Source organism: Mucilaginibacter kameinonensis (assembly GCF_003675385.1).
In the GTDB taxonomy this organism is placed as follows: domain Bacteria; phylum Bacteroidota; class Bacteroidia; order Sphingobacteriales; family Sphingobacteriaceae; genus Mucilaginibacter; species Mucilaginibacter kameinonensis.
The window spans coordinates 678,185-692,038 of sequence record NZ_RCWZ01000003.1 but is presented as its reverse complement, the minus strand read 5'-3'; the positions used below and the strand labels follow the sequence as shown (position 1 = coordinate 692,038).

Below are 13,854 nucleotides of genomic sequence, written 5' to 3'. Positions count from 1 at the left end.
TCTCTTTTATAATATAAAATTATTACCAACCCGGTGTAAAGCCTAAACCAAACAACGGTTTCTTAACATCACTTCGGTTAAACGGAACAGCCAGGTATGGCTCCAAAATAAACGCGCCAAAAACGTTGATCCGTAAAGAAATACCCGCGCTTAATGCCGGAACACGACCGTAAAGGTTTTGAGTAGTTACTTTTCCTGTATTATCTACAAAATCCTGCTGGCCTATTACCGGCGGATCTTTCTGGAAGTAAATATGATCACCTGCATTCCAGGCTAAACCTGCATCAAAAAATAAGTTAAGATCGGTAAACAGGAATTTCGATTTTATGGCAGCCAATTTTTCAGGACCGGTAAACGGTAAACGTACCTCGAAATTAAATACCGCTAAACGGCTGCCTGATAACTGATCGATAGTGAAACCGTTGGTTGTGGCTTTGCCGTTATTATAAAATGTTTGCCCTTCATAGCCCCGGATATAAAAAGGATAACCCACAAATAATGGGTAAAGCCCTTTGTCATCGCCAAACCTGCCTGTTGCAAAAAAGCGGGCTGCAAATGTAACCGGGGCGGTACGCACGTATTTCCTTACGTCAATTGTTGGCGAGAAGAAACGGTAAGTACCAAAGTTATAACCTGCTTCCAGCCTGTACCTGAAACCGTTTAACGGTGCGGTAACGCCAAAAAACGAGTTATCACCAATTAACGCCGTTGAAAGGGTTAAAATAGAATAAGCCTTTAAATTATAGAAATAAGTAGAACCGTAGTTTTGATTAAGTGTTGCCGATTCCTCGTCATTGGGGATCTTTTTCCTGTCAGATGAGATGTAATTACCGATGTTTACTTGTTGTTTTCCATTCACTACCGTGGTATCAAGCAGGTAGGAATCGCTGTAACGGTCAACACGATAATAGTTGTGTGATGCCGCTCCACTAACTTCAAAGCGAGTTGTTCTTGAGATAGGGTAAGAGGTAAATACCCTGCCCGCGTCTTCAAAGTTGCGGATGATGTCGATGTTATCAGAATAAACCGTTTGGTTCTTCCCGTTTACGTTTCTTGTTGGGTAAGTGGTTGTATTAAAACCAAACTGGTAGGGAATATGCGAAACGCCTACACCCAGGTTCCAGCGACCGGTTTGGTTTACATAGGTCACAGCAGCGCCCGAATCATAGATCTGCCCGTTTACTGATGCGGCTGCAAAAATCTGGTTACGGCCCAAAATGTCGCTGAATACGCCCTGGATCCCGCTTGAAAGACTTGTGCCGTAGAAGTTACTTACGCCCACACCAATACCGCTACCAGCCAGGTAATCCAGCTTAAATTTTGAACGGAATGGGATAGCCTTAACCGAATCGGTTGGGATTTTACGGTAAGCCAGGAAGTTGTTCAGGTTGGAGTTGATCAGATCGACACCAACAGAACGATTTGGCGGTAATGTACCTGCTGCAAAATTAACATCGCCAGGTTGCACTACAACTGGTGTAAAATCGGATGCTTTGGCATTGTAGATGGAATATTTTTGTGCCCGGTAGTAGGAATAAACCACATCATCGTGATTAGAAATGCTCAGCGCAGGTGAATACTCGGTGATACCCGAAATACCGGTGAACAGGTTAGTCATCTGGTCTATCTGCCCGGTAGCTGTAGTATATCGATACAAATTACGGAAGCCATCCCGGTTTGACAGGAAATAGATCTGTTTGCCATCTGCCGAATATTGCGGGTTCAGGTTGTTGGCACCATTAAAGATCTTGATATCGGTTACTTTTCCAGTTGCCAGGTCAAGCTCGGCAAGGTTGAAAGGAATATCCTGCTCAAGGCTTTGGTCGTAAGTTGTCCTGTCGCTCGAGAAGATGATCTTTTTACCATCAGGCGAATAGCTTGGCTGATAATCGGAATATTTATCGTTAGTAAGCTGGGTAATTTTTTTGGTATCGAAGTTGTAAGAATACAGATCACTCTGTCCTTCAACCAGTCCCTGGAAAACTATATCCTTCCCATTTGGCGACCATGAAAGGTTACTGAACTGTTCAACTTGTTCCATGGAGAAATCGTCAAATACATTGCCGCTTTTAAGATCGACAACATCGAGTTTATTACGTCCTTTGCTAAATACGCTAAAGGCAAACTTGCTTCCATCCGGCGACCATGCACCTGCCGACTCAATGAAGTTAAACTCATCAATATGGGTATTGGACACCTTGCTGGTGAGTTTTCGCAAAATTCGCCCGGTTTTGGCGTCGGCCAGGTAAAGGTCAATACTAAATAGGCTCTTGGCCGATAGGAAGGCTACATATTTACCATCCGGACTTACAGAAGGCGCAACCACCAGGTCGCCGCCGTTTTTACTATCAATGAGTTTTATGCCCTTGGGAGTTTGGGTGGTGTCCTTTAAAAACGGCTTATATGTGGCCTCAATAGAGTTTTTCCAAAGGCGGGAGAGCGTACGGTCGTCATAACCGAATGTCCGTCTGATACCATATTCCAAACCAAATTTAGCCGCGTTTTTAAAGAAAGGAACTATAACCGTATCGCCATAAGTTGAACCGATGAACGACCAGAATGCCTCGCCATAACGATACGGGAAATATTTGCTGCTCTCAGTAAGGTCACGCACCGAAGGGATATCATGGTTCAGGTAAGCATCACGCATCCACATGGCTGTGTAAGTATCCTTTTTACCTAATGAAAGGTATTCGGCCATACCCTCAATCATCCACAGCGGAATGTTATTTATATTTTCATACTCGGATGAATCATGCCCCATCAGCAAGCGGTACTGGAAAGCGTGCACCAACTCGTGGCCAATTACGTGCCTTGTGGTTTGGTTGGTTTCCATTACGGGCATCACCACACGGTTTTTAAGGCCCTCCGTAACACCGCCTGTACCTACGCCTATCTCGCCATCGATAGCGGTAGTTTGCTGGAAATCGGGGTGATTGGCGTATAGTATAATGGGGTTGGCATGTTTAAAGGTATCCCTGAAAACCTGCTGGTGCAGGGTATACCACAGCTCACTTTCCTGGGCAAAACGCTTCACCATGCTATCGTTTTTCAGATAGTAGTAAATTTCAAAGTGAGGGGTTTTGTAAACGTTAAACTTGAGGTTTTTATATCTTACTTTGTTTTGGCCAAAGTATTGGGCCTGAGCGTTGGTGCCAATCAACAGCGAGCCAACTATACAAAATAATACAATGGTGTGCTTTTTAACTCTATTGAAAAGTGAGTAAACTTTATTCATATTATTTAATAAATAGATATGGCTAATTTAACAAAATAAGGTTGCTCTTAATTAAAAAACAACCTTATTCATTTTCTCTTCATTAACAGAAAGTAAGCGCCGATAATCTTTTATTTATTGCCCGGCGGTGTGTTTTCCGGGTTTTCCGGATTGTTTTCCTGTACAGGTGTTACGCCGGTTGTGTCAATAGGGTTGCTTAAGCTATCTGTTGAAGTTGTGTCTTCCTCAATATGTGGCGATGGGCAATTATATGTCTTAGTGATCTTGCTCCACGGTTTAGGGAATGGCCCATAAGTATATCCAAGCGATTTATCAGCATAAACCCTTTCCATAAAGCTACCGAAGATAGGCAGGGCGGTGTGTGAGCCTTCGCCTGTTTCGGAGGTGGTGAAATGTACCGAACGGTCATCGGCCCCAACCCAAACACCAGTTACCAGGTCTTTAGTGATGCCCATGTACCAGCCGTCAACATAGTCGGATGATGTACCGGTTTTGCCACCTATCTGGTTGTCTTTTTTCCAAAGACCATTGTATTCCCAAAGTGCTTGCGAGGTACCGCCGGGTTCTTCCATACCGCCACGGAACATGTATAGCATCAGCCACGCGGTTTCTTCGCTTAATACTTTCTCGGTTTTAAGCTTAAATTCCTGTATTACGTTACCCTGCTGATCGGTAATTTTGGTAACCAGCAGCGGGTCAAGTTTTTCGCCTTTGTTCAGGAAGGTACTGTACGCCCTAACCATTTCATAAACAGAAACATCATTTGATCCTAAGGATACTGATGGAACCGATTTGAGCGGACTTTCGATACCGCAACGGTGAGCGTATTCAACAATTTTATCCCAGCCTACTTTTTCGGTTAGCTGCGCCGTGATGGAGTTTACGGATTTACCCATGGCCCAACGTAACGACATTTCACGGTAAGAGAAATGAAAATCGGCATTGTTAGGTTCCCAAACTTTGTCTTCGCCGTTGTCCTTGTATTTGATAGATACCGGTTTGTCGGTAAACTTATCGCAAGGGGTGAACCCATTATCAAGAGCCGTTAAATAAGCGAAAGGTTTAAAGGTTGAACCTGCCTGCCTGCGGCTTTGGTTTACGTGATCGTAATTGAAGAAACGGTGATCGATACCGCCAATCCAAACCTTTATTTTGCCGGTTGATGGCTCCAGGGTCATCATGCCGGTGTTCAGGATCTTGGCATAGTATTTTATCGAGTCGATGGTAGAGAAGGTTGTATCCCGTTCACCATGCCAGGTGAACACCTTCATCTTTTTCTTGGTTTTAAAGTAATCCTGGATCTTTACGGTATCACCGTTATATTTTTTTTCCAGCAACTTATAAATACCTAAACGCTGCTCATTTTTCAGGATAAAATCTTTGATCTCAACACCTTTTGAGTCGCGCCATGGGTTTTTGTTTCCCCACAGATTGTAGAAGCGTTTTTGCAGCATCTTCATCTTTTCGGCAACGGCTTCTTCGGCATATTGCTGCATTTTTGAATCGATAGTGGTGTAGATCTTCAATCCGTCCTCATAAAGGTTGTAATCATTATCCTTACACCATTTATCCAGCCATTTTTCCACTGCGCGGCGCAGGTATGAGTCGCCATGTGAGTCATCTTCCACATAGCTCAGGTCAAGGCCGAGCGGTAATGCCACGTTAGTTTTAAATTGGTCGGCTGTAAGGTATTTATATTTCTCCATCTGGCCCAAAACAGTATTACGTCTTTCGATAGCACGTTGCGGGTTTTTAATAGGATTGTAGTTTGACGTAGCCTTAAGCATCCCGATAAGTAATGCTGATTCTGCCGGATTTAAAGTACCCGGCGGCTTGTTGAAATATTTTAATGATGCCGTTTTTATACCATACGTATTATTGCCGAACGGAACTGTATTGAAATACAGGGTTAATATTTGCTGTTTACTGTAAACGTGCTCAATTTTAAAGGCGGTAAGCCATTCCTTGCACTTATAAACAACGGTGCGCAACACCGGGATATGCTTAATGATCCCTTGCGATTTCTTTTTACGTGTTTCAAAAAGGTTTTTGGCCAACTGCTGGGTGATGGTACTGGCACCCCTTTTATCGCCTTTGGCAGTTGAAAGTACACTCGTGAAAAAGGAGTAAAAATCTACACCTCCATGACTATAAAAACGTGCGTCTTCAGTGGCTACAAGGGCATTTACAAGGTTAGGAGAGATCTCTTTAAATTCGATAGGCGAGCGGTTTTCCTTATAATACTGGCCTATCAGTTTGCCGTCGGCTGTATAAACTTCAGAACCTACCGAAAGTACAGGGCTTTTAATATCCTGCATGTCAGGCGAGTATCCGAAAAGTCCAAGGAAGTTCAGTTCTATCGAACAGAAAAAAATGATAATGAAGTATATTAATATGACGAAATATCTTAAAAAGCGATTGCGTATACGTCTGAACATTGGGTAAAGATGAAAAATTATAGCACTACATCATAATGCTGTTTGACAAATATAAACAACGTAAAATAATCAGGTAAATTTTAGGTTAACACTGGCATTATACATATTTATGATGTGCAAAGTACACAATAAATAAATCAAAAGCAGCCCGGATCAAAAAAAGAGGCTTTTTGCTATTTACCGGTTAGGTTTAAACCGGGTTACCAAAACATTATTCAGTTTTTTATATTTTGTGTAGATACCTAATAATATGAAGAATCTTACCGAACAATTTAAAGTAAAAAGCGATACCAAGTTTTCGCTGAGTGACTATGATCCCGCGTTTAGCGATGGTTATGAAAAGGAAGATGCCCGCGCTGTATTAACGGAGCTGATAGGCGAAACTTTTAAATTGCAGGCCCAGCTTTATGCCTCCAATAATTATTCATTGCTCATTATTTTTCAGGCGATGGACGCGGCCGGGAAAGATAGCGCCATAGCGCACACCATGTCGGGCTTAAATCCGCAGGGTTGCCAGGTTTATAGTTTTAAACAACCAAGTTCTGAGGACTACGATCACGACTTTTTATGGCGACACTATAAAGCCCTGCCCGAAAGCGGACGGATAGGTATTCATAACCGGTCGCACTATGAAAATGTGCTGGTAGTTAAGGTGCATCCCGAACTTGCTTTAAAGGAGAATAATCCTTACATAAAGGATGTGAAAGATATCGACAAGAAGTTTTGGGAACAACGGTATGAGAGTATCCGAAATTTTGAAAAGCATATCCATAACAACGGTACTATTGTGATCAAGTTTTTCCTGAATGTATCCAAACAGGAACAAAAGAAACGTTTTTTAAAACGGATAGACAACCCTGCAAAGAATTGGAAATTTCAGGCCAGCGATATCACGGAACGGGAACATTGGGATGAATATATGAGCGCTTATGAAAAAGCCATTAATGAGACATCAACAGATGATTGCCCATGGTATGTGATCCCGGCAGATAAAAAATGGTTTACCCGAATCGCTATTTCAACAATAATACATGATACCTTGAAGGGTTTGAAACTGGAGTTCCCGGTTTTACCTAAAGAGGAAATGGAAAAGCTGCAGGAAGCTAAGCAGTTGTTGGAAAAGCAATGAACTAAGTGCAAAGCCTTACGAAGTTTTTAAAACTTCGTAAGGCTGGAATATTAATAAAAGTTTAAATGCCTGAAAACATATTTTGGGCAGGCTCGCCGATAAGTGGCATTGGTTTTCTTTCGCCGTTAATTGCGCCGAGTAAACCGATGATCCAGATGATCAGCAACCCCAGGCGGATGATCCAAAGGATGGATGCGCCAATAAATATTCCTGATGTTACAAAGGCTATGCCTATAAGAAAACCGGCAACCCATGAAATTAGGATTGAAACGAGGTGAAACAGCAAGGTTTGTCTCATTTGGTAGGATGCAAGCGGGGTTTTATTGTTGATGTATAATGCAAAATAAGCAATGAGCCACCCAATAAGCGTAAAATAACTAATGATGCCGGCGGTCTTACCATCGTCGGTTGTTGGTTTGTAATTTTCCATGTGTGGTAAAGTTTTATTGTATACAGCTAACCATTTAAAAATGAAATAGTTTTATCCATTTTTAAATGGTTAGCCACAGCAAAACTTCACTCATTTGTCTATCTGAAACCTGCACATCCAAAAATTATTCCACAGTTATTTCATCCGCAAAAATATATGACTGGCTGCCTTTGTTTTCGTGCCAGTCGGGCAGCGGGCCGTATTGTTTGGCAATCAGTTTAATGTAACGGGCATTAGTGTTTAGTGGCGCGGTAAACTCCTGTGTTTGTACGTTGGTGTCCTTGATATCAACTTTGGTATTAACGGTGGTTGCCAGTTTATAGGTTTTACCATCGTTTGATGTCCAGAACTGCACATATTTAGGAAACACGATCCATGCGCGACTATCCTGCAGGGCATTAATGCTAATCTGTTTTATAGGTTTAACCGCACTCATATCAACCACCGCGATAAAATCTTTACCCTGATAGCCCTGCCAGTTGCCTAAACGCCAGTTGGTAGTTCCGTGCTGCCCGTCAATTAATGATTCATCTCCTTTAGCGGGGTAGTTAGGCAGGTATTTGTTGACTATAGTTAGTTTAATATCGTTACGGAGCTTGATAAAACTTGCCTCGTCAATAAAACTGCTTTTGCCATCTTTTATAGCGATGGCTTTTATCGTGATATTATCAGTGATATTGATGGGCTGTGTGTAAAGCGTTGATGACGCAGTAGGAGCAGAGCCGTCAAGCGTATAATAGATCTTCGCGTCGGCGTCCTGATCTTTGATCTGAATGCTGAAAGGTTGCTTGAATGATTTGGCAGGTGCTATAATATAAGGGTTGGCAACAATCAGGTTATCTGTGATCTTTGAAACAGGCTTTTCCAGATCCTGGGTAAAGATCTTGTTAGCCAGCCTGCCGGTGAATACTTCAAAATCTCCGCCTTTAACAATATCATCATAATTGATAAAAAGCTTACTGTATACTTTTTTATCAAGGTTCATGCCCTGCAAGTAAATATTGCTTCGGGTAATACCGGCACCAGGGTTAATAATGCTGAATTTTTTACCATTTTCAAGGTTGACTACCGCTTTATCAAACTGAGGTATACCAATCTGAAAATCCTGCTGACCGGGAGCAATATTGTAAATCCCCAATGAACTCATCACGTACCAGGCCGACATCTGTCCGCAATCCTCATTTCCGGCTAAGCCATCCGGTTTATTGCTGTATTCTTCGCGCAAAATGCGGCTTACATAAAACTGGGTTTTATCCGGCGAGTCGGTAAAGTTGTACAGGTAAGCCATGTGGTGGCTTGGCTCGTTACCATGTGCATATTGGCCTATCAAACCGGCTACATCCGGAATATCGCTGCCGCTTAGTTTTGATTGTGTGCTGAATAGCTCATCAAGCTTGTTTTCAAAAGCCTGTTTCCCGCCCATTTTATCAATCAGGGTTTCTACGTCATGTGGTACCAAAAATGAATATTGCCAGGAGTTGCCTTCGGTATAATTACCGTTAATTTCCGTAGGGTCAAAAGGCTCCAGCCAGCCGCCGTTTGCGCGGGCCTGCATAAAGGTATTCTGGTTGTTGTAAACGTTTTTCCAGTACTGTGCACGCTGAATGTATAGGGTATAATCATCAGTTTTATTAAGCATTTTTGCCATCTGCGCAATGCACCAATCGTCGTAAGCATACTCTAAGGTTTTTGATACAGATGCATCTTCTGCATCTGATTGTACTGCCCCGTTTTTGCGGTAATTGTCCAAGCCAAACTGGTTGCGGTTTACAGCGGCTTTCATTGCCGTAAAGGCTTTCTCGGCATCAAAATCGCGAATGCCTTTAGCATAGGCATCCACAATAACCGGAATGGAGTGATTTCCGATCATACAATAAGTCTCGGTAGTAGCCAGTGGCCATATCGGTAATAAACCACCTTGATCATATATCGCCATAAAGCTTTTGATGAAATCGAGTGTGCGTTTGCGATCTATCAAAGTCAGCAGCGGGTTCTCGGCCCTGAAGGTATCCCACAGGGAAAATACCGTGTAGTAATCAAAGCCCTGAGCTGTATGTACCTGCTGATCCATGCCCCGGTATTGCCCGTCAACATCGCTGTATATGCTTGGGGCTACCATGCTGTGGTATAGAGCCGTGTAAAAGATGGTTTGCTTTATTTTAGCATAATCGGGCTGAACTACTTTTTTTGCAGGTGCGGTATAGCTATAAGGCCCTGTACCGCCTACGGCCTGGGTTTGTGAGGATGGGGCAGGAGCGCCACCTTCAACCTGAATTTTATTGAGTTCGTGGTTCCAGGCTATTTTGGCATCTTTCTGAATCTTTTTAAAATCGAAGTCGGGCACTTCGGCGTCCAGGTTTTTCAAGGCACCTTCGGCGCTTACAGAAGAGATGCCTACTTTGCTGATCACCTCGCCGGGATTATCAAACTGTAAAAACAGCTTGATGTTTTTGCCCTGTACTTTGCTTTGCCCGTTTTGAACTTCGTTATTTAACGCGATGCCATAGATTTTAAAAGGCTTCGAAAACTTAGCATAAAAATATACCTGTTGTTTATCGGCCCATGATTTCGACATGCGGAAGCCGCGAACCTCATGATCATTTACCACCTCAATCCATGAATCAAGTACTTCATCACGGTGCTGCAGATCGATAATAATGTTGGCCTTATCGGTTGATGGATAAGTATAGCGGTGAACGCCCACACGGGTTGTAGCGGTTAGCTCAACGCCAATGTTGTATTTGTCAAGCAGGGTGTGGTAATAGCCGGGCGTAGCGCTCTCATTCTTTTTACTGAAGTGCGAGCGGTATTCGGTGTTTTTAAATTTAGGATCGCCGGTGGTGGGCATAAACAGCACGTCGCAATAATCGGGTACACCTGTACCGCTTAAGTGTGTGTGCGAAAAGCCGTATACCAAACTATCGGTATAATGATAACCCGAGCAGCCGTCCCAGCCTTCTAACCGGGTATCCGGACTAAGCTGCACCATGCCAAAGGGCATTACCGGCCCGGGGTAAGTGTGCCCGTGTCCGCCGGTGCCTATAAAGGGATCAACCAGTTGGGCGTAATCCTTATCCTTTTCTTTTTTCTTTTGGGCTGATGACGCAAAAGGAAAGCTGACCAATACGACAAAAAGTATAACGATGCGAAGCACGGGTTTTATATATAACATGTTTGTTAAAAGCTATCGGGTATATCCTGCAAATTAAAGTTTTAATGTTGTAATAAAACAAAAAATCGCCAGCCTTAACAGTAGCGATTTTATTTGGTATTAAAAGAAATAGTCTAACAGAATTATGTAAAAAGGGTGGGTTGTGCGATTCCCCTCTTGAGAGGGGTGGAGGGGTGTGTTACTATTTTCGATATTCTAAACGTAGAAACACACCCCTGCTTTCGCTCTTTTCCGTCGCGCCCCCTCTCAAGAGGGGAACCGCCGCGTTGGATAATTAATTATCCCTTTATCATGCCTACTTTTTTCAACAGTTTACGGTTTTCACGGCGGTGGATTAAACGGTAAACTATGGCGTAAATGATAGGTAATATCAGTAAGGTTAATATGGTTGAAGTTACCAAACCGCCTATTACCACTATAGCCAGCGGTTTTTGGGTTTCGGAACCAATACCCGTAGAAATTGCCGCAGGCATCAAACCAATGGCGGCCATCAATGCGGTCATAACTACCGGACGAACACGTGATATTACACCTTGCATAATAGCTTCATCAAGGTGCATTTTTTCTTCAAGGTTTTTCTTGAATACCGATATCAGGATCACACCATTCTGGATACAGACACCAAATAAGGCGATGAAGCCGATACCTGCCGAGATACTGAAGTTAGTACCTGTGATATGCAATGCTAAAATACCACCTATCAACGCGAACGGCACGTTCAGGATTACCAGTACGGCATCTTTTGCGTTACCGAAGGTGATGAACAGGATCAGGAATATTACCAGTAAACATATAGGTACTACATGTGCCAAAGTGTTTGAGGCCCTGATCTGGTTTTCAAATTCACCGTTCCAGGTGAAGGAGTAACCCTGATCTAATTTTACGGCAGCACCCACTTTGTCCTGTGCTTCGGCAATGGTACTACCTAAATCACGACCACGTACCGAGAATTTTACGGCAATGTAACGCATGTTGTTATCGCGGTAAATAAATGCCGGGCCGGTTAGTGTGGTGATTTTCGAAATTTCTTTGATAGCTATTTTTGAACCGTTAAGCGTAGGCACCATCAGGTTTTCAATTTTGCTTTGAGTATCCCTGAATTGTTTTTGATAACGGATCCTGATATCAAACTTACGTTCGCCCTCATAAAGTTGTGAGGCCGCTTTACCGCCGATAGCCATCTCAATAACCGAGTTTGCATCGGCAGTTGATACACCATAAAGTGCCATCTTACGCTGGTCAAGTTCAATACGGAACTCTGGCTGGCCAAGATTGCGAAGGATACCAAGGTCTTCAACGCCCTGGATCTTTTTAAGCACGGCCATCACCGAGTCAGCTTTTTGATCGAGCACCTGGAAATCCGGGCCGAATATTTTTACTGCCATTGATGCAGGTACACCCGCAACTGCCTCGGCCACGTTATCAATAATAGGTTGTGAATAGTTAAATACAATGCCTGGAAACTGACTGAGCTTTTTATCCATGTCAGCTATTAACTCTTCCTGGGTTATATTACGTTTCCATTCCTTTTTAGGTAAAAGGTCAACCTGAATCTGTACGTTAAAGAAACCTTTAGGGTCGGTACCGTCATTAGTACGGCCAACCTGCGATAGCGTTTGTTTTACCTCAGGGTAGGTTGAGAGGATCTGCCTCATTTTATCAGTTACCTTAACAGAACTTTCCAGCGAGGTACTCATTGGCAGCTGCGCCGTTACCCAAAGGGCACCTTCATTAAGCTGCGGCAAAAACTCTGACCCTAAAAACTTAGCCGAGAAGAAGGTAACTGCCATGAAGGCTACCGCAACTATCAGACTTAATTTTTGATTGCGATAAGTATAACCGAACATACGGCGGATACCATGCTCAAAAAACAATACTACCGGGTTGTGCTTTTCTCTTACATTTTTATTAAGCAGTATGCTTGACAATGCAGGTACCAATGTAAGTGTGAATATTAATGCACCCAGCAAAGCAAAGCCTAAAGTGTAAGCCAGCGGAGAGAACATTTTACCTTCAACCTTTTGGAAAGCGAAGATTGGTACCAAACAGGTAAGGATAATAAGTTTAGAGAAAAAGATAGCTTTACCCATCTCTGCGCCAACATTCTTGAACAAGCCGAGCTTGGCAAGCCCGTTGAATTTCTGCATGCCTACTTCCCTGGCCCTGTGATCAAGCGCCACGAAAATCCCCTCAACCATTACCACCGCGCCATCTATGATGATACCAAAGTCAACCGCCCCCATAGAGAGTAGGTTGGCGCTCATGCCTTTTAACCTTAAACAGATAAAGGCAAACAATAAAGCCAGCGGAATGATAATAGCCACCGTAAGCGTAGTACGCCAATCGGCCATGAACAGTAATACGATAACAGTTACCAGTATAATACCCTCGCAAAGGTTATGGATAACGGTTTCGGTACAAAAATCCATCAGGTTGGTACGATCGTAAAAAGTAGAGATTTTTACGTCGGCCGGTAATACGCTTTTATTAAGGTCAACAACCTTTTGGTTAATCAGCTTTAATACCTCAGCAGGGTTTTCGCCTTTACGCATTACCACAATACCTTCAATAACATCGTTGTTTTTATCGCGACCAACCTGGCCTAAACGTGGTAAGCCGCCTTCTTTAATTTCGGCTATATCACGCGCCAGGATAGGCACGTTGTTTACGTTTTTAATTATGATATTCTGGATCTCATCAATATTGTTGATCAAGCCAATACCACGTACAACATAAGCCTGGTCATTTTTTTCGATGATATCACCACCCACGTTAATGTTACTGCGGTTAAGGGCGGTGTAAACATCAAGCGAGGTAAGGCCGTATTTTTGTAACAACGAAGGGTTCACACTCACCTCGTAAGTTTTTTCCTCGCCGCCAAAGCTGTTCACGTCGGCTACACCCGGGATAGATTTAAACTGACGGTCAAGCACCCAATCCTGTATCGCGGTAAGGTCATGTAACGATTTGGTATGGCTTTTTAAGGTGTAACGGAAAATTTCGCCAGTTGGGCCGTATGGAGGCTCAACCTCGGGTTTAACACCGTCTGGCAAATCGGCGTTGCCCAAGCGGCTCAAAACCTGCTGGCGTGCAAACGCGTCATCAACGTCATCATCAAAAATAATGCGGACATATGAAAGACCGAACGATGATGTAGTACGAAGGTTTGCCTTTTTCTGTACCGAGTTTAAAACGGTTTCCATAGGGATGGTAACCATTTTTTCCATCTCTTCGGCACTGCGGCCCGGCCATTGGGCAATAATAATGATCTGCGTATTGGTTACGTCAGGAAAGGTCTCGATAGGGGTGTTGGTATAGCTCCACACACCCAGCACTACCAATACCAGTGTCATAAAGAACACAAAGTAACGGTGCCTAAGCGAGAAGTATATGATATTTTTGATGAACTTGTTCATTGTAGTCTTTGTATTTTAAAAACGTAAATGC

At 43.1% G+C, this 13,854-nt stretch carries 6 protein-coding genes; 1 reads left to right on the top strand and 5 read right to left on the bottom strand.

Features of this window, described 5'->3' with window-relative positions:
- Window positions 1–22: 22 nt before the first annotated feature.
- Both EAH55_RS16100 and EAH55_RS16095 read right to left on the bottom strand, forming a co-directional pair.
- A complete protein-coding gene (locus tag EAH55_RS16100; RefSeq protein ID WP_121810540.1) occupies window positions 23–3,238 on the bottom strand; it encodes a DPP IV N-terminal domain-containing protein in 3,216 nt (1,071 codons plus the stop codon).
- 110 nt (window positions 3,239–3,348) lie between these two features.
- The gene (locus EAH55_RS16095; protein ID WP_121810539.1) at window positions 3,349–5,676 is read right to left on the bottom strand and encodes a penicillin-binding protein 1A; all 2,328 of its coding nucleotides are present in this window, start codon (window positions 5,674–5,676) and stop codon (window positions 3,349–3,351) included.
- A gap of 250 nt (window positions 5,677–5,926) precedes the next feature.
- Here EAH55_RS16095 and EAH55_RS16090 point away from each other — a divergent pair, with 250 nt between their 5' ends.
- Window positions 5,927–6,805: a polyphosphate kinase 2 family protein gene (locus EAH55_RS16090; protein ID WP_112571931.1), complete on the top strand. Its 879-nt coding sequence runs from the start codon at window positions 5,927–5,929 to the stop codon at window positions 6,803–6,805.
- A gap of 61 nt (window positions 6,806–6,866) precedes the next feature.
- On the opposite strand, the gene EAH55_RS16085 is transcribed toward EAH55_RS16090, so the two are convergent.
- From EAH55_RS16085 to EAH55_RS16075, 3 genes are all read right to left on the bottom strand, one after another.
- On the bottom strand, window positions 6,867–7,235 hold the full coding sequence (locus EAH55_RS16085; protein ID WP_112571930.1) for a hypothetical protein: 369 nt from the start codon (window positions 7,233–7,235) through the stop codon (window positions 6,867–6,869).
- A gap of 124 nt (window positions 7,236–7,359) precedes the next feature.
- Window positions 7,360–10,407 (bottom strand): GH92 family glycosyl hydrolase, encoded by a 3,048-nt coding sequence (locus tag EAH55_RS16080; protein WP_121810538.1) that lies wholly within the window; start codon window positions 10,405–10,407, stop codon window positions 7,360–7,362.
- 278 nt (window positions 10,408–10,685) lie between these two features.
- Window positions 10,686–13,823, bottom strand: coding sequence for an efflux RND transporter permease subunit (locus tag EAH55_RS16075; protein WP_121810537.1), 3,138 nt, complete (start codon window positions 13,821–13,823; stop codon window positions 10,686–10,688).
- Between the last annotated feature and the right edge of the window lie 31 nt (window positions 13,824–13,854).

Excerpts from the sequence above, each read along its gene's own strand:
- EAH55_RS16085 (WP_112571930.1), bottom strand. The coding sequence starts at position 7,235 with ATGGAAAATTACAAACCAACAACCGACGATGGTAAGACCGCCGGCATC.
- EAH55_RS16080 (WP_121810538.1), bottom strand. The coding sequence starts at position 10,407 with ATGTTATATATAAAACCCGTGCTTCGCATCGTTATACTTTTTGTCGTA.
- EAH55_RS16095 (WP_121810539.1), bottom strand. The coding sequence starts at position 5,676 with ATGTTCAGACGTATACGCAATCGCTTTTTAAGATATTTCGTCATATTA.
- EAH55_RS16090 (WP_112571931.1), top strand. The coding sequence starts at position 5,927 with ATGAAGAATCTTACCGAACAATTTAAAGTAAAAAGCGATACCAAGTTT.
- EAH55_RS16100 (WP_121810540.1), bottom strand. The coding sequence starts at position 3,238 with ATGAATAAAGTTTACTCACTTTTCAATAGAGTTAAAAAGCACACCATT.
- EAH55_RS16075 (WP_121810537.1), bottom strand. The coding sequence starts at position 13,823 with ATGAACAAGTTCATCAAAAATATCATATACTTCTCGCTTAGGCACCGT.